This is a genomic window from Anaerotignum propionicum (assembly GCF_024461735.1).
In the GTDB taxonomy this organism is placed as follows: Bacteria; Bacillota; Clostridia; order Lachnospirales; family Anaerotignaceae; genus Chakrabartyella.
Map to the genome: position 1 here is coordinate 1 of NZ_JANGAD010000013.1, position 23,019 is coordinate 23,019.

Consider the following 23,019-nt stretch of genomic DNA (forward strand, 5'->3'; position numbering starts at 1 on the left):
TAAAAGCCCCTTCTAGGGGCAGAGCAAACCACCAGCTGAGCTGGTGGTGATGATTGTTATTTATTTCTTGAGAAGACCTGCTCTGTGAGGGATTCCTATTTATAAAACTTTTTTCCCGCTTGACGATTTAAAGATATGCTCTTCACATGAGCAAACCCTTTATAGGAAAAAAAGGGAAGGCAAGCTTTACGGCTTATCTTAAGATATAAGGGAAGTTGGAGTCTTTTCTTTTTAAAAATCAATTAATAAACAATTGGGTTAGATTTTCCCTAACAGGGTTTATTGACGATAATTGTTTTTTATGCTAGAATTTTAGTAAAAAATGGTTATTTATGTATTAACAGTCCAATTTAAGGGTATTTCGGCTTAAATTATGCAAAGAAATGCAAATGCCCAAAAAGATTTTAAAACTGCTAACTGCATTTTTGTAACTGATTCTTATGTTTTATTGCTATTTAAGGCACAGGAGAGAGAATAATTTACCAACACTATTTTTAAAAGTTTATTTGTCTGATTAGCCAAGAAACAGTGATTAGAGTTTATGTGAATGAAATACATTCCTTTGACGAAACAATAATGAAGATGGTGGGAATCCTCATTTTGTTATGGCTTGATACCAAGTGAAATGAGGATATTATGAAACATATTTATAATGTTGTGAAAGAATTAAATAGTTTTTTAAGAAAAGGTAGGACGAAACCGCTGAGCTCCAGCGGTTCGTCGTGCATACAGGGGGTTTCGCATAATGGAAATTTCCTTTAAGAAGAATGCAACAAATCTTCAATGAAATAAGTTAGGCCAAAAAAACTGGAAACATTATTATATAATGTTATAAGACTGGGTAGGGATGCTAATTATGTTCTGATGCAAGGACGGAATTGTATAAGATGAATCCTTATGTAGCAGTATTCAAAACAATAATCTGATATTTCTTTTAGCAGAAGAGAAATAATCTAAGGTTAAGTAATTGCCATAGTAGCATTTTGAGGAGTTTTGAATGCTGATATTGAGCGAAAGATTTCGTAATTGGGCGTAGGGGCATGGTATTTTTATTGAGTGTTTTAATATTTATAGAATCACTTGTTAGTTTATTTTATAAGCTCTTTGCGTTTGGAATCAATCAGGGAATGGTTTCAAATGAAAGGATAAGTAAGTGTTAAAGAGGTATTGAACGATTGAGGAGACAGATATGTTTTCATTTTTAGAAATTTTAAAACAGACAATGGATTTGGGTGCATCTGATATTTTTATTGTTGCCGGCAAACCGCTGTCCTACAAAAAAGGGAAAATGATTTATCAATTAAATGAGGAAAAGGTCATGCCTGATTACTCCAAGCTTTTGGTGGAAGAAGCATATAAACTTGCCCAGCGGGAATTAACACGTTTGACAACAGATGGGGATGATGATTTTGCTTTATCAGTTCCAAACTTAGCGAGACTAAGGATTAGTTGCTATAAACAAAGAGGATCTCTGGCAGCGGTTTTGCGCATTGTGGCATATGGTATTCCTGATTATCATACAATTGGAATTCCCGAACAAGTTTTGGCCTTAGCAAATCAGAATAAGGGCTTAGTTTTGGTTACTGGTTCTGCAGGAAATGGTAAATCAACGACTCTGGCATGTATCCTTCAAAGAATTAATGAGACAAGAAGTAACCATATCATTACCCTTGAAGATCCGATTGAATTTTTGTTCCGCAATGAAAAATCCATTGTCAGCCAGAGGGAAATTGGCTTAGACACCGCAAACTTTGTAACGGCATTGCGTTCCAGCCTGCGTCAATCTCCCGATGTAATTTTGGTAGGAGAAATGCGAGATTATGAAACCATACAAATTGCAATGGCGGCTGGTGAAACAGGACATCTTATTCTTTCTACACTACATACGGTGGGAGCGGCAAATACAATAGATAGAATTATTGATATTTTTCCACCAAACCAACAGCAACAGATTCGTATTCAGTTATCAATGGTCTTAAAAACTGTTGTATCTCAACAGCTTATTCCAGCTATTGATGATACATTGATTCCTGTTTTTGAAATCATGCATATGAACAATGCAGTGCGAAATATGATTAGGGATTCCAAAGTTCATCAAATTGAATCGGTGATTGGCATGTCTGGGGAAGAAGGCATGATTTCTATGGACAATAGCTTATTCGAATTGGTTTCGAATGGTAAAATATTGGCAGAAACGGCATTGCAATATGCCCTTCATCCAGAGCTTTTAGAAAAACGAATTCGCATGAACCTAAAAAAATGATTTACGACGGCAAATAAACTGGGACATGTTGCATGGATTCCTATTGAGATTACATTCTTAAGTAGATTTGCTTTATGGCCAAGTTCATATATTATTCATCGATATGTGCATTATGCTGTTCATGAATTAGGAGACATATTTCAAAAGAAAAGAATGCTGTGAACTTATGAATGAAACGAGCCAGAGAATTATATTTCTGATTATTCTCATTTATAATACGTTAAAGCAGTATGAAAACTAAGTTTTAAGTGATAAGAAAAAGGGGGAGGCCTGTGGGCGAAGAATTTAGAGTTACATTATTAGGTGAATTTACCATTGAATATGGAAATAGTATTATTTCCGACCAAACGAACCGCTCAAAGAAAGTGTGGACACTGATGGAATATATTATTGTTCACAGAAAGCGATTTATAACCCAAGATGAATTGATAGAGTTGCTATGGTCAGACAGCAATTCTCGAGATCCAATTAACACATTGAAGGTGCTGATGCACCGTGTAAGAGCAGCTTTAGATGAACTGGATTTTGATAATAGCCGACGCATGATACTGTATCGGAATGGAGCTTATGGCTGGAATCAAGATTATAAATGTATCACCGATGCCGATGAATTTCAAAGACTAATTTATGAAAGTGAATTGGAAACAGAAGATGTTTCACGAAAGATTTCCCTTTTATTACAGGCTGAAAGCCTTTATAAAGGCCACTTCCTGCAAAAAAAATCATCAGAAGCTTGGGTTATACCAATTGCCACTTTTTATCGATCATTATATAATAGAGTTGTGGCTGATTTGGCTAAATTGTTGTTTGAGCATAAAAAATATGAACAACTTTCTGCTATTTGCCAAAAGGCTATTCTTTTAGAACCGTATGAAGAGCAATTATACATTTATTACATACAAGTATTGATATGTACAGGACATTTAGAAAAAGCCTTGGATTTATATCATCAGGTGACAGACTTATTTATGAAAGAGTTGGGAATAACGCCATCTGAGGAGTTTTTGGCGTTATATAAAGATGTTGTTCGGACAATTAAAACACCAGAGATGAATCTGGAAGTAATTAAGAACAAGCTGGATGAAAGCAAAGATGAAATTGGTAGCGTGTATTGTGAGTATGAATTTTTTAAGCTTGTGTACCACTTGGAGTCTAAAAACATAGGAAGAACAGGCGTGACATCTAATTTGTGTTTAATCTCTGTGGTAGACAAAAATGCCATTAGCATTCCCACCAGCAGAGTTTTAAATCGAGCAATGGATGCATTAAGAACGACAATTCAATACAACATACGTGGTGGAGACGCATTTGCCAGATACAGTGTGAATCAATATTTGATTATGCTGTCCAATACCACAGAAGAAACAGCAAATGTGGTTGCACAGCGCTTATTGAAAGCTTTTCGGTCTGAGTTTCCAAATATAAATATCGTTTTAAAATATTCAATACAGCAAATTACACCAGGCTCCGATCGTTTTAGATAAATTGAAATGGAGACTTAAATTTGTAGAATGAATTAAATCAATTATTCAAAAACAAATAGATTCAAAAATTGTATGAAAATTTCAATCAGGAAACAGTTTTTGATATCAACAATCGGAGTGTGGGCAGTATAATAGTTAAAAAAATGAATGTTTGAAAAAAGCCTCTTATGAAAAATCATAGGAGGTTGTTGTTTTTCATAGAAATAATTTAAATGATGTGAATATAATTTACATATCTTTTTTGTCATAAGTGAAAGCTTAAAACTCTACAATAAGCGTATTATATGGCGCAATAAAGCATGACATGCTATAACAACATTAAAAGAATCCGTTCCTCACAACTTTTTTCTGCATAAAAAGTAATGAAATATGTTTGCGATTTTATACATAATGTATAAGGCCCCTGAATGGTTTTTCAGAGATTGAAATTTAATATATATTGTTTGTGCAAAAAAACCATGGCAAATTAAATTAAAAATTGTAAGATATGGTATTTTTTTAGGGTAAATTCATTGATTAATATTTTCTTTTATGTTAAATTAAGAGTATACAATTTTTAACAGGTATTCACTCGGCATATCGTTAAATTGCCTATTGTATTTGATACCCATTATGTTATTTATGAACATGATTTTATGCTAATGTTATCGTACTTTTTATAGTGAAAGTGATTTATATAATTACATTTTGTTGAAATAGTAGCTGTGACAACGGGTATTAGTACAAGGGAGGGATAGCATCGAAAGGATTTTAATTATTTAAAAAGGCCCTCCAAAATTTGCTATGCAGAACAACGACACTGCGTTTTCAAAAGAAACATTTGGACAAGGTATGTGAGGTTTAGTCTGCAAGAAGCAAAAGGGGGGGATGTCCGTTTTGGAACGATATTCTAAAGGGATAGAGAATATTGTTTTGGAATTAAGCGGAAAGTAGAGAGTGCAAAGAAGAGGGGAAAATGAGGTGTTAGAATGAAAGTGTTTACAAAGAGTATTGCAAGAAAAATGATTTTGGCAACAATTATACCATTAGTTATTTTATTTCTAATTCTAATTATTGTGGTATCCGGTCATGTGAAGAAAAGCATTAACGTTCAATCAAATGAGGTAATTAAAACAACCTCCAATAGTGCTGCATGGCAAATTAATCAATATTTGGCTAAATATTTATCTTTGGTTGAAACTGGTTCAAAAGATTCTTTGTTTCGGGATTTTATGGTAAAGGCTACACCTGAAATAAACGTGAAGGAACTTCCAGAATTTCAAAGTGTTTTTAATGAATTAAAAGAAATTGCTAAAATTGATTCAACAAATATACAGTCAGTTTGGATGGCAGATCTTGATTCCAGCCAGCTAATTATGTCTGATGGATATGTGTCTCAATTGAATGGAGACTGGCAGATAACACAACGACCATGGTATATCAAAATGATGGAGAAAAAGGGATTAGCCATTTCTGAGCCTTATGTTGATGCAAGTACAAAAAAATTGGTCGTAACAATAGCAATTCCTGTTAATAACAATGGGCAAATTGTTGGTGCATTTGGTATTGACATGGCTCTTGATCAGGTTTCAGTAATATTGAGTAGCTTAAAGTTGGGAGAAACTGGGTATTTCTGCTTCGTTACAGAAACCAACACCATAATTTATCATCCCAATGGTGACTACGTAATGAAAAATATTGATGAGCTTCCTGTTTCTGATGATGCGAAGAATTTTGTAAAAAATGTATCTACCAGTGTTGTTCAATATGAAATAGATGGAAAAACTCTTACAGGATTTACTTCTGCTGTAGGCACAACGGGATGGAGGGTTATTTCCACAATACCACAAGAAGAGGTTGATATACCTTACGTTGAAGTGCGCACAATTTTATATTCCATTATTTCAGTAATTATGCTAATTCTTTGTGCACTTGTATATTTTACAGCAAAGAAAATGATAAGTCCTTTGCGTAAGTTGGTGGCTGCTTCAGACAGAATTGCAGCTGGTGATCTTGATGTGGAAATAGATATTAATACACATGATGAAACGGCTTTCTTAGCTGAATCTTTTGATAAAACTGTCGTCCGCTTAAAGGGCTATATCGCATACATAGATGAAATCTCCGAATTACTGAGACAGCTTGGTACAGGTAATTTTAATCTTGAGTTTAAGCAAAGCTATGAAGGTGAATTTGCAGTCATTAAAGATGCTTTGGTTTCTACTACAGAAATGATTCGGGAGACATTGATTCAAATTAATTTGGCTGCAGAACAGGTTGCTTCTGGTTCCGATCAGGTATCCAGCGGAGCTCAAGCTCTTTCTCAAGGCGCAACAGAACAAGCAAGCTCTATTGAAGAACTGTCTGCAACTATGAATGATATTTCTAATCAGATTGTTCAGACTGCAGAAAATGCAACAAAGGCAAAAGCAATTGCTCTGGAAGCATCAAATGCTACAACCTATGGTCAAGAGCAGATGAAGCATATGGTTGAAGCGATGGAAGATATCAGCCGTACTTCCAATGAGATTGGAAAGATTATTAAGAATATTGATGATATTGCGTTCCAAACAAATATCCTTGCACTGAATGCCGCGGTTGAGGCTGCTCGAGCAGGAAATGCGGGAAAAGGTTTTGCAGTGGTTGCTGATGAAGTTCGTAATCTTGCTAGTAAATCTGCTGAAAGTGCAAAGAATACAGCTACTTTAATTGAAGGTTCTTTAAGAGCCATTGAAAAAGGAACAAAGATTGTAAATGGAACAGCAAAATCACTGGAAGATATTGTTCAGGGCTCCGAACAGTCAACAAGAATTATCCAATTTATTGCTGATGCTAGCAATGAGCAGGCTCAGGCAATCAATCAGGTTAATCTTGGTGTAGAGCAAATTTCTGCGGTTGTTCAAACAAATAGTGCAACAGCTGAGGAGGAAGCAGCTGCAAGTGAAGAGCTGTCTGCTCAAGCACAGTTATTAAAAGAGCTTATGTCAAGATTTGTATTAGATGAAAATGGCTCTGGAAAGAGCAGTTATTCAAATTATTCTAATACCAAGAGCGTAGAGGAATTTGATTTTAATGGTGAAAATGACGATGAATTCAAATATTAATCGCCCTTGACTGTTATTGAAACTTAAATGAACGGATACATATAACAATGTACATGTTAACCCCCAGATCATAATCGAATGGTTTGGGGGCTTTTATATGGAAAGAAAACATGGGTTAGACGCATGTTTGAGAAGAGACTAGGGCGATAGGATAAAAGGAAATAAAAATTGTAATCAGCTAACCACAAAGATACAGGAAGATATAATAGCAGACCATTTTTCATTAAAAGAATATATTAACCCCTTTATGGGTGATTAGAATTAAAGGATAAAAAAAGCCGTTTTAGAGGCTCTATGCGAATGGCGAAATTTTAACGTGTCTAAAGGGCACGTGCCAGTAAAATCCTGCAAAGGCTAGTTCAAACCACCCGTTTATCTAGGGGTATTGATTAATTAAATCTAGAAAAAACAATCTTATTATAGGGATAAAAGAGGAATGTGAGTTACAAGACTGGGACTTTATATGGTCAGGTCTTATTTTCACATTTAGCATGACATTTCTTTAGGAATTCTTCATAATTCTGCTGCTCTTCTTCCATATCGCTTCCTTGACGCCCCATTCGGTCGCAAAAACCTAATAAAGCAATTTCTTCAATTTCGGTTTCTGCTTTCATTCCATGTATATCTCCGAAGGGTAGGCTTTTCAGGACATATAAGGGGTGCATATGATACTTTACCAGCACACTAACCATTTTAATAAATACTTCATCCTTTGTGAATTGGGATAAAAATTCAATAGAAAGCTTTGCGCCAACAGTATCATGGTCATAAGCAGTAATTTTTCCTCGACGAGTGCGGGTAGTCTGTACTTTTCCAACGTCATGTAAGAGTGCCGCCCACATAAATACTTTGGGATTTTGGCTTTTATGACGTACCACTGCTGCTTGATCTACTACAAGACAGACGTGGTTCCATACGCATCCTTCAGGGTGATGTATTGGCGATTGAGGAACCGTTTCCAATTTTTTTAACATGGAGAAGGGGAAGTCGTTAAGTCCGCCTGAATGAGATACCAAATTTAAGTATTCGGAAGGTTTGAAGTCCTCACATAAATGCTTTGTTAATTCTGTATAAAGTTGTACCGACGTCATATTTTTAATAGAGTTCTGATTATCTGAATTGTTATTTAATGCATAACTAAGCGTTTCTGTTTTTAGATTTCCCATTACGTTCACCTCAGAGATTATTTTTCACAGATGGTAAGCCACTTATACACATAAAAAGATAGAATAAAAAACGATGCAGAAACAATCCTAAATCGGACGTCTCTGCACCGTTTTTTGCAAAATTACAAAGGGAAATTTATTAATATAAAATATTAATCAGGAACGTTGAAACTACTGGTATATAAGTAATCACTAACAAATCGATCACCAACAGAATATAGAAGGGCACAGCTTCTTTAATGAAAGCCGCTGTTTTGCACTGGGTTATTCCGCAGGTAACAAACATCAGAGTTCCCATAGGAGGGGACAATGCGCCGATTGCGTTATTGAAAATATAAATCATAGCAAACTGAATTTCATCAATGCCATAGTTTGCTGCAATCGGTGCCAGCAAAGGTACAAGGATTATCATGGATGCGTTACCCTCAATGAACATACCAACAATTAATAAGAAAATATTAATAACCAATAAGAAGATATACTTATTATCAATGGTTGTTACAATCCATTCTGTTAACTGCTGAGGGATACGTTCTTTCGTCAAAATCCAAGAAAATGCACTTGCAGCTGCAACGATCAGCATAATGGATGATGTTGTGCAAACGGTTTCTCTTAAGCCTGTGAAGGTATTTTTTAAATCCAACTCTTTATAGACTGCACCAAGAATGATTGCATAAAGAATTGCGATTGCACCTGCTTCTGTGGCTGTAAAAATACCCAAACGGATACCGCCGATGATGATAATAGGCAAGCACAAAGGTAAGATTGCAGGCTTTACAGCAGCGATGAATTCTTTTGCTGGAACTTTTTCGGTATAAAGAGGTTGATATCCACGTTTTACTGAGATAAAACGTACCAGAATCATCATAGAAACACATAGGAAGGTACCGATTCCAAGACCTGACATGAACAGCTTGCCAATAGATACATTGGCAATACAGCCGTATAAAATCATGGCAATACCTGGGGGAATCAATGGTGTGATCATAGAAGAAGCTGCGGTAACAACTGTTGAAAATTCTTTGGAGAAGCCTTTTGCCTCCATTTCAGGAACTAACATTTTTGCTTCCATGGCAGCATCAGCCAAATTGGAACCAGATAACCCGCCCATTAGTGTAGATAGAAGAATGTTTACCTGGGCTAAACCACCGGACATACGCCCTGTAAGTACGGAACAAAAATCTAAAATTCTTTTTGTTACACCGGTGTAGTTCATTAAAATGCCGGCACATACGAAGAAGGGAATTGCCAACAATGATATACTTTCAACACTGGTAATTGCTCTTTGAGCAAACATAATGGTGTTTATTGTCGGATTTAGAATGAAATAAACTGCAGAACCGCCTAATACGGATAAATAAACCGGAACTTTCAAGAATAAAAGTACCAGCAAAACAATGGCGGAAAGAGCAAGAACACTATTCACTTTCTACCGCCTCCTTTGCTTCAGATTTTACACCTTTAATAAGGGCATAGAAGTAATTAAAAATCATTAAAATATAAGATACAGGTGCAATACCGTAAATAAGTGCATAAGGAATTTTTAACATAGGGGTTGTACGCCCACTGTTTACGAAAAGCTGTATAAACCCGATGCTTTGAATAAATAAGTAAGAAATAACGGCTACTACAACAGCAGAAATAAAAACTGTAAAGGCTTTCTGAATCTTTTCAGGCATGAGATCTACAATCATTTCAATTGCAACGTGATTGCCATAGCGGAATGCTGCACCCGCTGCTGCAAATACAATCCAAACCATGCATGCAAGCTGAACTTCTTCTAACCATGTAAAGGGCGCACCAAAGACACGACGCCAAACAACGCCTAAAAACGTAAGGAGGATCAGTAGTGCTAATACTATAGATGCGACCAATACGTCTAAATTAATAAGCTTAGATAATTTATTATTATTTTTCATATTCGCTCCCTCGAATCTAATTCTGAAAATTACGGCGGCGGGAGGTTTCCTGCCGCCGTAGAGGTCAGATTATTTGTGTGGATGTTATTTATTTTGCACCCATTGCAGCGCGAACTGTGTCATAAAGGCCTTCGGACCAGCCAAATTTGTCGCCCATTGCATAGAATGCTTTTGCTTTTTCACGGAAGCCAGCCATTACTTCTTCAGAAGGTTCTACAACTGTTACGCCTTCATCTTTCATCTTCTGCAGATAATCAGCTTCGGATTCTTGCTGAATCTGATTGTTGTAAATACCAGCTTCTTTACCTGTTTCAACAAGGAGGTTCTGCTGTTCTTCTGTCAAAGAGTTAAACCAGTCATTAGAGCAAACCCATGTTGTAAAGTTCAAAACGTGTGCATCTAAAATAAGGTTTTTTGCAACTTCATGCAATTTACGGCCATACAGTGTAGCAAGAGGGTTTTCAGCGCCATCAATTGTCTTTGTCTGCAATGCCTGATAAACATCACCAAGGCTCATACCTGTGGAAGCAGCACCTAAAACATCGAAGCCAAGGGACTGAATCTGGTTACTTGGTACACGAATCTTCATACCGGCCAAGTCTTCTACTTTGTTTACGGGTTTTACTGTCAAAGTATGACGAGCGCCGTATGCCCAGTTGGAAGCAATAATCTTTAAGCCTTTTTCCTGCAATTTTGCTTCCTGTCCTTTGTACCAATCGGATTCAATCAAAGTCCAGCACTGATCCCAATTGTCAAACAGGAAAGGTCCGAACACGATACCAAAATCAGGCACACCATAATCAGCGTAGAATGCACCATCAGCTAAAGTTGCTACATTTTCGCCCAAAAGCATGGAATCGATTAAGTCTGTCTTGCTACCTAACTGAGAGTCAGGGTAGAGTACAATTTCCATTGCGCCGTTTGATTTTTCAGCCAATAAATCAGACCATTTCTGCAAAGCTTGACCGATAGGCTCGGACATAGAATTTTCAAAACCAATTTGCAATGTTACTTTCTCCTGTGGAGTTTCTGCTGGTTTTGCCGCATCCTCTGCGGGCTTACTGGAACAACCTGCGAAAGAAGCGACGGAGATTGCTGCAATACACATAGAAGCTACTAATTTTTTAAATTTCATTTCTTTTTCCCCTTTCAAGTCTTGTTTTTTCCATGTTTATATGAATACACGCCAATTCTCATTGGGTGAAATCCAACACAACCTTTAGCATTTTATCAGCATTTTCAGAGAAATCTGCAAGTGCCTGTGGTCCATCTGTCCATTTATAACGATTTGTAACCACTTTATTCAATTTTACATCATTGTTCAATACTAAGTCGATTAATTCTATAAAATCTTTTTTCAATGCATTACGAGAGCCATAGATATTAAGTTCCTTTTTCTGAATGATGGTGAAGAAGAAATCTTCAATATTTTTTTTGGAAACGCCAATTAAAACAACTTTACCGCCAAAGCAAGCAGCATCGATACAGTTTTGGAATGTAACAGGCAAACCAACAGCCTCTATTGTAACGTCAAAACCATTATTGTTTGTCAATTCCGCAACACCTTTTTGAAATGCTTCGGGGGAGGTGTTTAAGAGCTTATGGTCAATTTCAAAGGTTTCGTAAGCATAATTTAATTTTTCTTCTGCAACATCACAGATGGTTACTTCGGCACCTTTTGCTTTTGCTGCAATAGCCGCCAAAACGCCAATGGTACCTGCGCCCATAATTAAGACTTTATCTCCAGCCTGAACCTCAGCACGGGATACACCGTGATAGCTGATGCAAAAAGGTTCAATTAAAGCCAAGGTTTCGGCGTCTAAACCCTTACCATCATAAATTCTTTCCACGGGCATGGTGATATATTCACTAAATGCGCCTTCACGCTGCACGCCCATAGTTTGATTATCATGACATACGTTGACTCTGCCTTTTTGGCAGGAATAGCATTCGCCGCAGTTAAAGTAGGGATTACAGGTTACGATCATGCCTGCTTTTAACCCATAGCTGTTTTCACCCACTTCGATGATTTCCGCAGAAAATTCATGTCCCGGAATACGAGGGTAAGAAACATAAGCATTTGCACCACGATAAGAGCTTAAATCACTGCCACAAATACCGCCATACAAAAGTTTTAGCAAGGCTTCGCCTTCCTTTGGGACGGGCTTTTCGATTTCGGCAATCGAAACATCGCCCGGTGCATTAATTCTTAGTGCTTTCATAATATTTTGATACCTTCCTTTTTCAGCAACAATTGGTGCTGTTTCATTTGATGTATACATCACTCTATAAAAGGAGTATAATTGGTTTTCGTGGTTGGTGTCAACTTAAAATTAATTTTCTTCTTAATTTTGAATAGTATAAACAATTTTGAGGTATGCTATTTAAACAAAATACACAATAAAAACAACTATATTACAAAAAATGTATTCTGTAAATGTTATTTCTGTATAACTATTTTTGAAGTTTGCTTATGATGTATCCAAAAGCCTTTTTCTATTCAAAAATTGTTATATTAAAATATTTACAATCTTTTTATTTTTTATTTCTTGTTGTAAAATAGATTCGAGTTATAATAGAATAATAATTGTAAAAAATCAATTCTCAACAGACGCTACGTATTTTTTCTTTGCAAGAGCAGAATTATGTAGTATACTTATGCAAATTTGGGGGAGGCACAATGAAATGTCTGGGAAAGAAAGCTTAAAGCAAAGAGCGTACCATGCAATAAAAGAAAAAATTATTTCCTGTGAATATGCACCGGGAATTATGTTGAATGAGGAGACTTTGCGGGATGAGCTGCATGTAAGCAGAACGCCCATCCGTGATGCGCTGAGTCGTTTGGAACAAGAGGGGCTTATTTCTATTTTATCGAAAAAAGGAATTGTGGTATCAGGTTTAACCATTAACGATATTAACTTTATTTTTGAAGTTCGTCTCCTTTATGAACCATATGCAATTATGAACTATGGCCCTAAAATTGGAGATGAGGTAATTCACAAATTTTTTGAAACATTTTCTTTACCGGTGAATACCCACGGGGAAGAGGAGTATTACTCTCTGGATGATGCTTTTCATGTGGCTATTGTTGAAGCCATTCAAAACCCTTATCTTTTAAAAACGTATGATTGGATTCATAATCAGAATTTACGTTTTCGTGTAATGACGGGACAATTTGTGGATTCTCGACTGGAGAAAACAAATGAAGAGCACTTAAGGATTGTAACTGCGTGTTTAAAACATGACTGGGTCCTTGCGGCAAAAGAAATGGAAGCCCACCTTCTTGCATCGAAAAATGCCACCTTTGATTTGGCATTGAATAAAAACAGCGGGATGCAAAAAGGCAGATAAGTTTTTTACTCGGGATAAAATAAGAAACTTGAGCAATTTTGCATAAAGAACGAATAAGAAGAGAAATTAAGGTATGTCTTTTTCTATGAAAAAGGCATATTTTTTTAGCATTTATTCTTACAAAAACAGATTGTATACATCAGTATAAAATAAAAAAATCTGGTTTATCCTAAAAATGCACAAAAATTTAAGTTGGATATTGTTTTGATTCAACAAAAAAACATTTTTTTTGTTTTTGTTGTATACAACACCATGTTTCTTGTTGTATACTGTTCCTGAGATTATCTTAAACCAGAATAACTTGGAGGTATAAGGTTTATGAAAAAAATAAATGAAGTATTGACTCCGCAAGCACCAGCTTTCAAGGAGAAGGTATTACAATTTGGAGAAGGAAATTTCCTTCGTGCTTTTACAGATTGGATGATTGATAAAGCAAATAGACAAGGGCATTTCGATGGTTCCATCGTTTTATGTCAGCCTATTGCTAAAGGTATGGGAGAGGTTATTAATTCTCAGGATGGTATGTATACCTTAATTATGCGTGGCATTGAAGACGGTAAGCCTGTAGAAAAAATTGAGCCAAATACATCGGTTTCCCGCTGTATGAATCCTTATGAAGATTATGAAGGGCTGTTGGCAATGGCTCGCTCTGAAGATTTAAAGGTGGTTATTTCCAATACAACTGAGGCAGGTATTTCCTATAAAGCAGGTGATAAACTGACGGATAGACCGGCACAGTCCTTCCCAGCAAAGGTTTGCGCTTTTTTATATGAAAGATATCAAACGTTCAATGGTGCAACAGATAAGGGTTTATTGTTTTTGCCTGTTGAACTGATTGACAATAATGGGGCAAATTTACTGCGTATCGTTTTGCAGTATGCAGAAGAATGGGGTTTAGAAGAAAGCTTTAGAACTTGGATAAAAGATAGCAATCATTTTTGTTCCACTTTGGTTGACCGCATCGTAACAGGTTACCCCGGTGACGAATTGGAGTATCTGTATAGTGAAATGGGCTATGAGGATAAATGCCTTGTAACAAGTGAGGTCTTTAACCTGTGGGTAATTGAAGGGAAAAAGGAATGGGCAGAAATATTGCCAATTCATAAAACAGATGCAAACGTCATTTGGACGGAAGATGTGACACCCTACAAAAAACGTAAGGTTAGAATTTTGAATGGTGGACATACGGCTACTGTTTTGGCAGCATATTTGGCGGGACACAATATTGTTTTGGAAATGATGAATGATCCATTATTTGAGAAATTTTTGGATCAGCTTCTTTACGGTGAAATTATCCCCACCTTGGATCTGCCAAAGGCGGATTTGGAACAGTTTGCTTCTGATGTAAAAGATCGTTTCCGCAATCCATATATTAAACATAAACTATTAGATATTTCTTTGAATTCTTGCTCAAAATGGTGCGCAAGATGTATGCCAAGCTTGTTGGGTTATGTGAAGGAAAAAGGCCAGTTACCGAGGGCATTAGCATTCTCTTTAGCAGCTTTTATTCGTTTTTATAAAGGGAAGATGGAAGACGGCAGCTATGTTGGTTCTCGTGCAGACGGAACAACTTATACCATAAAGGATGACAGCGACGTATTAGAATTCTTCGCTAAGCTTTGGGCAGAAAATGATGTCAATGGCATTGCAGAGGCGGTTTTATCCAATTCAGCATTTTGGGATGGCACAGATCTAAATGCCATTGAAGGTTTGACAGATTTGGTTGCATCTTATTTAAAGGAACTGGAAGAAAAAGATGTGAAGGAAGTTTTAACTTCTCTTCTGGCTTAAGGAGTGTTACACCATGAAGGATAACATAATTATTGTAAATCCAAAGGACAGTGTTGCGGTGGTTCTTTGTGATATAAAACAAGGAGCTACTTGCCAATTTGGTGAAACTACCCTCGTAGCGAAAGATGATATTGCTTTTGGCCATAAGATTGCTCTTTTTGATATCAAAGAAGGGGAAGACGTATTAAAATACGGAAGTCCCATTGGTCATGCCACAAAAAAGATTGAAAAAGGACAACATGTACATGTTCATAATGTAAAAACCAATCTAGCGGAAAGTGGTGCCTATGAATTTCACAGTACCCAGGAATACCTTTGGAATGAACAGGATGGGTTTTTCATGGGATATCGCAGAAAAAATGGTGGGGTTGGCATCAGAAACGATATTTGGATTGTACCTACCGTGGGCTGTGTAAATAAAACTGCAGAACGATTAGCAAAGGAAGCTGAAAAATTGGGTATGCCTGTACTGGCAATGACCCATCCCTACGGTTGTTCCCAGATGGGCGAGGATCAGACTACAACGCAAAAAACTTTGGCGGCTTTGGCAAAACATCCTAACGCTGGTGGTGTGCTTGTTTTGTCTTTGGGCTGTGAAAATAATAACCTTGATGTTTTTAAACCTTATTTGGGTGAGTATGACAACGAGAGAATTCGTTTTATGATTACACAAGAGGAAGAAGACGAGATGGAAAAGGGATTAGCCCTTTTAAAAACTCTTTTCCAGCTGACAGAAAAGGACAAAAGAGAAAAAATTCCTCTTCAGGAATTAATTATTGGGTTTAAGTGCGGTGGTTCCGATGCTTTTTCCGGTATCACCGCAAACCCCCTTTGCGGTCGTTTGACAGATTTGCATACATCCGCAGGAGGAAGGGCAATCTTAACAGAGGTTCCGGAGATGTTTGGGGCTGAAGACAGTTTATTTGCTCGTTGCCAGAGCAAAGAGATTTTCGAACAGGCTACAGAAATGATAAACGAGTTCAAAAATTATTATGTAAGCCATAATCAGGTTGTATATGAAAATCCTTCCCCGGGAAATAAGGCGGGGGGCATAACGACACTGGAGGAAAAATCTCTTGGCTGTATACAAAAAGGTGGTTCGGCCACTGTTACCGATGTTTTAGGCTATGCAAAACCTGTAAAAAAGGCAGGACTTTCCCTACTGACAGGCCCTGGTAACGATATGGTATCTTGCACTAACCTTGCGGCTTCAGGTGCTCATATCATTTTATTTACGACAGGGCGTGGAACACCCTTTGGCACAGTGGTACCTACATTAAAAATTTCTTCAAACTCTGCATTGGCTGAGCACAAAGCTAATTGGATTGATTTTAATGCTGGTATGATTTTAGAGGGAACAAGCTTTGAAGAAGCAACGGAAAAGCTTATGAATTTGTTAAAAGAAACTGCAAATGGAAAGCTTGCAAAAAATGAAGAAAATGAGTATAGAGAAATTGCAATTTTTAAAGATGGGGTGACATTATAATGATTCAGTTAAGACCAAAAGAAGAGTGTATGTTTGATCAGGTTTCCTTAGGTGAGGTAATGCTGAGATTGGATCCCGGTGAGGGGAGAATCAAAACAGCAAGACAGTTCCGTGCTTGGGAAGGCGGCGGTGAATATAACGTTGCCCGTGGACTCCGTCGTTGTTTTGGCTATAAAACTGCTATCTTAACAGCTTTTGCCGATAATGAAATCGGCCGTTTGATTGAAGATTTTATATTGCAAGGTGGCGTAGATACCTCTTTTATCAAATGGTTACCATATGATGGTATAGGTAGAACCACACGTAATGGTTTGAATTTTACAGAAAGAGGCCATGGTGTCCGTGGTGCTGTGGGTGTTTCAGACCGTGGTAACACAGCCATTGCGCAGATGAAGCCAGGCGATTTTGATTTTGATTATCTTTTTGGAACTTTGGGTGTTCGTTGGTTGCATACCGGCGGCATCTTTGCAGCATTATCTGAAAACAGTGCAGCAGTCACCATTGAAGCAGTAAAGGCAGCAAAAAAATATGGAACCATTGTATCCTATGACTTGAACTATCGTCCCTCTATGTGGAAATCCATCGGCGGACAAGAAAAGGCTCAGGCCGTTAACAAGGAAATTGCCAAATATATCGATGTTATGATTGGTAATGAAGAAGATTTCACAGCTTGCCTTGGTTTTGAAATTGAAGGTAATGACGAAAATTTGGTGGAATTAAACTTAGACGGTTATAAAAAGATGATGGCAAAAGCCGCAGAAACATACCCTAACTTTAAGGTAATGGCAACCACATTAAGAAGTGTAAAAACTGCTACAGTAAACGACTGGGCGGCAATGTGCTGGGCAAATGGAGAAATTTACTTCTCTAAAAAGTATGATGGTTTGGAAATTATGGATCGAGTTGGTGGCGGCGATAGCTTTGCTTCCGGTTTGATTTTTGGACTAATGGAGACCGGAGAGCCTGAAGTAGCAGTAAATTATGGTGCGGCTCATGGCGCATTGGCGATGACAACTCCTGGGGATACCAGCATGGCAAGTCGTAAGGAAGTAGAAGCATTGATGGGTGGCGCAGGTGCTAGAGTACAGCGCTAAGGAGGAAAAAATATGACTATCGCAGAAAGAATTTCTAAAATCGGTGTAGTACCTGTTATTAAATTAGAACGTCCGGAGGAAGATGCATTGCCTTTGGCGAAAGCTCTTATTGAGGGTGGGTTGCCTGTTGCAGAAATCACCTTCCGTGCTGAGGGCGCAGATAAAGCAATGAAGCTGATGCGAGAAAATTATCCTGATATCATTGTGGGTGCAGGCACAGTTTTGTATAAAGAGCAAGTTGACAGAGCGTTGGAAGCAGGAGCACAGTTTATTGTTTCTCCTGGATTTAACCCTAAAATTGTATCTTATTGTATTGAAAAAAATATTCCGATTTTCCCCGGCTGTGTTACACCTACGGAAATTGAAGCTGCCCATGACTTGGGTTTGACGACCTTCAAGTTTTTCCCAGCACAGCAATATGGTGGTTTGTCTACCATCAAGGCATTATCCGGTCCATATCATCAGTTTCAATTTATGCCTACGGGTGGCATCAGCTTGGACAATTTAAAGGAATATCTGTCCTTTAAAAGCATTTGTGCTGTTGGGGGCTCCTTCATGGTTACCGATCAATTGATTAATGCCAAGGACTGGGCTGAGATTACCTCTCTTTGCCGTAAGGCCGCAGACATTGTTGCAGAGGTAAGAGGCTAATCGTATAGCATGTCACTATAAAGGATTAGGCTTTTCTATGAAAAGTAGTTTTTTGATTCCCGCTAGTAATATTTATTTTAATAGAATCATGGATTCACCACTGCCTGAGAATACCCCGTTCATACTCTGGCAGTGGGTGTAGACACAGAAAAAAGACTGGAGCAATTTTCATGTTTGTTTGCTTCAGTCTTTTTTTGATTTATTTCATTAAATGAAGTTTTTCGAATTCGCCGCTGGGCACAGGCTTACCGAAAATATAGCCCTGCACTTCATTACAGCCCAATTTTTTTAAAATCTCCAGTTGTTCAGCATTTTCTACGCCTTCGGAAATTGTTTTTAGATTCATACCAGTTGCCATCATGATAATAGCTTGAACAATCAAGAGGGCGTTTTCATCATATGCAATGGCATCAATCAGCTCTTTCGCAATTTTCAAGCGGTCGATATTATATTTTCGAATATAACTAAGTGAGGAATATCCTGTACCGAAATCATCAATTGAAATGCCAATTTCCATCTCATTTAAGAAATGAAATATCTTTTCAATGGAATTTGTGGAAATCATAGCAACGCTTTCAGTAATCTCTAAGTCAATCCATTCCGCATGAATCCCTTCTGCCTTTATTTTCTCCTCTAACCATTCAATGAAACCAATATTTTTAATTTGAACAGGTGAAATATTAATACTCATTTTTAAATTCATGGAATAGGTCTCATTCCATTTTTTTATTTGGGAAAAAGCAGTTTCAGCAACCCATTCTCCTATATGAATGATCATTCCTGTTTCCTCAGCAATCTGAATAAATTCAGACGGTGAGATAAGTCCTTTTTTCGGGTGCTGCCAACGAATTAAGGCTTCCATGCCAACGAGCTTTTGACTTTCGATATTGTATTGAGGTTGGTAAAATAGCATAAATTCTTTATTGTAATCAGCATTTTGCAGTAAAAATTCGATTTCCTGTTTTTTATTTATTTTTTCTATAAAGTTCTTATCAAAAAATAAATAGTTGTTTCTATGATGACTTGATTTTACTTCATACATTGCAATATCTGCATATCGTATTAGAACATCTTTATCAGTAGAATCTTCCGGATAGAGAGTAATTCCAATACTTGCCGTTAAAGTAAAGATGTAAGGGGAAATAGAAATAGGCAATTGCAGTATTTCAAATATTTTATCTGCGATGTTGGATATTTCTAATTTATCCTTATAATTTTCAATGATTACGGCAAATTCATCGCCGCCAATACGAAAAGGTGTGCACTTAGCAGAGCAGAATGATGAAAAGCGGTTACCCAAGGCGGCCAAAACCTTATCTCCAATTGCATGTCCGTAAGAGTCGTTAATTGGCTTAAATCGGTTTGCATCTATGTAGAGCAGTGCAAAGTTTTCAATTTCATTGGCTGAAATTAAATTATCTAAATGATAAATCAGATATCTTCGGTTGTATAGACCTGTCAGGACATCACGGTTTGAAATTTCCTCTAAATTCTGATTTGCTAAATTTAATGCTTTTGTTCTTTCAGTGATTTGTTTTTCAAGATATTCATTGATTTCTTTCTCTGTTTTCAGCATTAGCCGATCAAGCACATTAGCTCGAATATTTGTAGATAATACCCAATAAATCACACATAACATGATAATTTGAATGTACGAATTAAAGCTTAAATAGTCAATAAAGTAAAAGAATGAAAATAATACAAGCAAAATGAATATTACTTTGTCTGGTTTTCTTAAATTTTCGGATATCTCTTTTTGTTTCTGATGTTTATGGAATGATGGATTTATCATGTCATAAAAGGTACCTAAGGAGAAAAGCACTAGGCATAGTATATATGTTATATCTACCAGTATATTAGCAGTATACTCGTTATCTATGCTAAGGAATGCATAATAAAAATCCGTCAAAGTGAAAATAAATATTCCTACTAGGATAAGTAAAAATCCAAACTCAATTTTAAAATCTTTCGAGAGACAAATGATAAGTATTTCAATTAAAACATAAAAATCTAAAAAGATATAAAATGCAATGAATGCATGATCAAAATTAAATAAAACCTTAAACTCCATACTAGAAAATATGGTTGACCAAAGCAAAAGCATACCTAGTGCACAAAAAGCCAATATATCAATAATCAATTGATATATATTCCAGTTAATGTGACTTTTATAAATGTAATGAGTTAAGAAAATAGCGAAAAAAATATTTGGAAATACATAAAGAGAATAGTAGAGAGGAATATACGTGGGATTCGCTCTTACAAAATCCTCAGAAATGAACCACAAAAAATCTGCTGCTCCCCATATAAAACAGCAAAGCAATAGTAAAATGCCCTGTATTTTGTTGCTCCTCTTATCCAATATTGAAAGAAAAATAAATAAGGAAGATAATAAGGCAATTCCAGGGGAAAGGACATCACTCCATAATTCATTTTTTAAGATAATGCTAGCTATGTAAAAGAAAAAGGCAAGAAGCAATGGAAACACTAAAAAAAGATTCCTTTGATAATTTTGCATAAGGCATATCCTCCTAGAGATATGATGGCTTAAACCCTTCATTTGAGAATAAAGTGGATTTAAAAGCTGCAAATATCAAATTGATATTTGCAGCTGATTGTTAGATTTTTTCAGTGAAACATGGGTGAAAATACGCAAGTCATTCCTTTTATGTTACATCATTCATTTACTTTCTTTTCCTATGCTACTAAAGTTTTAATTACATAATAGAATCATCAAGCTTAAATTCTGAGATAAGATCATTTAATATATTAGATTGACCAGACAGCTCTTGGCTTGCTGCTGCACTTTCCTCAGCGGTAGCAGCATTGGTTTGAACAACAGTAGAAATTTGCTCTATCCCCAAATTAATTTGTGCAATGGCTGCTGCTTGCTCCTGAGAGGCTTGGGCAATCTGTTCAATGAGAACAATGGCCTCGTTGGTAACATCGGCACTGGTAGCTAAGGAACCTGCAGTCTTTTCAGTAATCTGAGAGCCGTTTTTTACAGCATGGATAGTTTTCTCAATCAAAACAGTTGTGTTTTTAGCGGCCTCAGCCGATTTTCCAGCAAGATTTCTTACCTCATCTGCAACAACTGCAAATCCTTTTCCTGCCGCTCCTGCACGGGCAGCTTCCACAGCGGCATTTAACGCAAGGATATTCGTTTGGAAAGCAATGTCGTCAATAATTTTTATGATTTTAGAAATTTCCATTGACATAACTGATATGTCATTCATTGCTGCAGTCATTTGTCTCATATCACTATTGCTTAAAGTCATTTCTTTCCCAGCAAATTCAGCTTTTTCTTGTGCAACTGTTGTATTTGCTGCATTTCTTTCAATTTGTGCCGCTACCGCAGCAATAGATGCAGATAATTCTTCAATGGAACTTGCTTGTTCTGTGGCGCCCTGAGATAGAGCCTGCGCAGCGTTTGCTACCTGTTCAGCACCACTATGTACTTGGTCAGCAGATTGGCTGATTTGCAGTAAGGTTCCATTCAAATTGTTAACAAGAATATCCATACTATCTTTCAGCTTCTTAAATTGGCCATTATATTCTCGATGTAACGTAACTTTAAGATCTCCCAAAGAAACCTTATGCAAGGCTTCCGCTATTTCATTAATATAGCCTTGGTAATTTTCCAATTGCTCAATGGTTAGCCGAAAGGCTTTGGCAAGCTGTCCAATTTCATCTGTCGAATGTAGAGAAAGCTCCACATTGAAATTACCTTCTGCTATTTGCTGTGCTGCAGAGGTAACCTTTTGAATAGGTCTGGCGATTCCCCTGCTTATAAAATAAGTAATGATACCCACAAGCAGTAAAACCAAGGCAGCCAAAGCAAGCACAATTTTTATTGTTGCTATCAGTCCATTGGTCAAGATACTATGTACATCTTCTACAGGGATACCTACAAAATAAACACCAATGATCTGTTGTTTTCCATCATAAATGGGGCGGTAACTGGTCATGTATTTAGAACCAAGAATATCTGCTTCTCCCCAAAAGGTGTTACCCTTAGATACTTCTTCGTATGCCTTACCTGTTGTATCTAGATTAGTACCGATTACGCGGTCTCCATTTTCATCTTTGATTGTAGTAATGATTCGTTTAAAATCACTGCCTTTTTTCACAAAGACCGTTGCAACAACATTCATTTCCTCGGAAAACTTATCAATATAGGCAAAGTTTCCTTCTAAAGGCTGTTGATTCAATCCAACCAAATCACTGTTTGCATTTAAATTTAGAGTGCCAAATTGTTCCTTTAGATAAGTCTCTAGCATATTGTTTGAACTGGTCAGCCTATCCTCAATTAAGGTGTCCATAATTTGTTCCGTATATTTAAAGCTTTCTGCTACTCCGATGAATCCAGTGAGGGATGATGAAATAATTACTAAAATCAGTATGGTAAAAATAAGTTTACTTTTGATGCTTTTCAAGTTTTTTCCTCCTCAAAACCATTGTTTTCCATGTGTATGCTCTATTTCTTCAATTGACGTGTAAAAGAAATAATCTTAAGTAATAATAGATCATTTCTATTATAAACGATGTTTTTGGAAAAGTATAGATTAATTTGCCTATACCGAAGATAGGATTTTAAATAGAATTAATGCTTAATCAAAGTTATTATTTATTACAAAAAATTGCAAAAGTTACAAATTTTCTTTATTTTTACCATATTTTTGATATAATTATATTGAATTTCTTTTATTATGTAATGCTTCATTTTTTATT

15 protein-coding genes are annotated in these 23,019 nt (G+C 36.6%); 8 read left to right on the forward strand and 7 right to left on the reverse strand.

Going from position 1 to position 23,019, the window contains the following annotated elements; genetic code table 11:
* The first annotated feature begins 1,189 nt into the window (after positions 1-1,189).
* The 3 genes from NE558_RS13445 to NE558_RS13455 all read left to right on the forward strand — a co-directional run bounded on the left by NE558_RS13445 (position 1,190) and on the right by NE558_RS13455 (position 6,830).
* A complete protein-coding gene (locus tag NE558_RS13445) occupies positions 1,190-2,263 on the forward strand; it encodes a type IV pilus twitching motility protein PilT (protein ID WP_256150661.1) in 1,074 nt (357 codons plus the stop codon).
* Between the two features lie 272 nt (positions 2,264-2,535).
* Entirely contained in the window at positions 2,536-3,747 is a 1,212-nt protein-coding gene (locus NE558_RS13450; protein ID WP_256150662.1) for a BTAD domain-containing putative transcriptional regulator, read from the forward strand.
* A gap of 968 nt (positions 3,748-4,715) precedes the next feature.
* Positions 4,716-6,830, forward strand: coding sequence for a methyl-accepting chemotaxis protein (locus NE558_RS13455; protein ID WP_256150663.1), 2,115 nt, complete (start codon positions 4,716-4,718; stop codon positions 6,828-6,830).
* A 467-nt stretch (positions 6,831-7,297) separates the two neighbouring features.
* Here NE558_RS13455 and NE558_RS13460 read toward each other — a convergent pair whose 3' ends face one another.
* The 5 genes from NE558_RS13460 to NE558_RS13480 all read right to left on the reverse strand — a co-directional run bounded on the left by NE558_RS13460 (position 7,298) and on the right by NE558_RS13480 (position 12,137).
* Positions 7,298-7,996, reverse strand: a complete 699-nt coding sequence (locus NE558_RS13460) for an HDIG domain-containing metalloprotein (protein ID WP_256150664.1) — start codon at positions 7,994-7,996, stop codon at positions 7,298-7,300.
* A gap of 139 nt (positions 7,997-8,135) precedes the next feature.
* Positions 8,136-9,422, reverse strand: a complete 1,287-nt coding sequence (locus tag NE558_RS13465; protein ID WP_256150666.1) for a TRAP transporter large permease — start codon at positions 9,420-9,422, stop codon at positions 8,136-8,138.
* Positions 9,415-9,915, reverse strand: a complete 501-nt coding sequence (locus NE558_RS13470; RefSeq protein WP_256150667.1) for a TRAP transporter small permease — start codon at positions 9,913-9,915, stop codon at positions 9,415-9,417. The genes NE558_RS13465 and NE558_RS13470 overlap by 8 nt, the downstream gene beginning before the upstream one ends.
* Positions 9,916-10,003: 88 nt before the next feature.
* Positions 10,004-11,050, reverse strand: coding sequence for a C4-dicarboxylate TRAP transporter substrate-binding protein (locus NE558_RS13475; RefSeq protein WP_256150668.1), 1,047 nt, complete (start codon positions 11,048-11,050; stop codon positions 10,004-10,006).
* Positions 11,051-11,108: 58 nt separating this feature from the next.
* Entirely contained in the window at positions 11,109-12,137 is a 1,029-nt protein-coding gene (locus NE558_RS13480; protein ID WP_256150669.1) for a zinc-binding alcohol dehydrogenase family protein, read from the reverse strand.
* 463 nt (positions 12,138-12,600) lie between these two features.
* Between NE558_RS13480 and NE558_RS13485 the strand changes: the two genes are divergently transcribed.
* The 5 genes from NE558_RS13485 (at position 12,601) to NE558_RS13505 (ending at position 18,288) form a co-directional block, all read left to right on the forward strand.
* On the forward strand, positions 12,601-13,266 hold the full coding sequence (locus tag NE558_RS13485; RefSeq protein WP_256150670.1) for a GntR family transcriptional regulator: 666 nt from the start codon (positions 12,601-12,603) through the stop codon (positions 13,264-13,266).
* 318 nt (positions 13,267-13,584) lie between these two features.
* Positions 13,585-15,057, forward strand: coding sequence for a tagaturonate reductase (locus tag NE558_RS13490; protein WP_256150672.1), 1,473 nt, complete (start codon positions 13,585-13,587; stop codon positions 15,055-15,057).
* A gap of 13 nt (positions 15,058-15,070) precedes the next feature.
* The gene (locus tag NE558_RS13495) at positions 15,071-16,543 is read left to right on the forward strand and encodes a UxaA family hydrolase (RefSeq protein WP_256150673.1); all 1,473 of its coding nucleotides are present in this window, start codon (positions 15,071-15,073) and stop codon (positions 16,541-16,543) included.
* Complete coding sequence (locus NE558_RS13500; protein WP_256150711.1) at positions 16,540-17,637, forward strand: sugar kinase; 1,098 nt, start codon at positions 16,540-16,542, stop codon at positions 17,635-17,637. The genes NE558_RS13495 and NE558_RS13500 overlap by 4 nt, the downstream gene beginning before the upstream one ends.
* A gap of 12 nt (positions 17,638-17,649) precedes the next feature.
* On the forward strand, positions 17,650-18,288 hold the full coding sequence (locus NE558_RS13505) for a bifunctional 4-hydroxy-2-oxoglutarate aldolase/2-dehydro-3-deoxy-phosphogluconate aldolase (protein WP_256150674.1): 639 nt from the start codon (positions 17,650-17,652) through the stop codon (positions 18,286-18,288).
* A gap of 199 nt (positions 18,289-18,487) precedes the next feature.
* On the opposite strand, the gene NE558_RS13510 is transcribed toward NE558_RS13505, so the two are convergent.
* Both NE558_RS13510 and NE558_RS13515 read right to left on the reverse strand, forming a co-directional pair.
* Positions 18,488-20,806: a putative bifunctional diguanylate cyclase/phosphodiesterase gene (locus tag NE558_RS13510; RefSeq protein ID WP_256150675.1), complete on the reverse strand. Its 2,319-nt coding sequence runs from the start codon at positions 20,804-20,806 to the stop codon at positions 18,488-18,490.
* Positions 20,807-21,005: 199 nt separating this feature from the next.
* Complete coding sequence (locus tag NE558_RS13515) at positions 21,006-22,724, reverse strand: methyl-accepting chemotaxis protein (RefSeq protein ID WP_256150676.1); 1,719 nt, start codon at positions 22,722-22,724, stop codon at positions 21,006-21,008.
* Between the last annotated feature and the right edge of the window lie 295 nt (positions 22,725-23,019).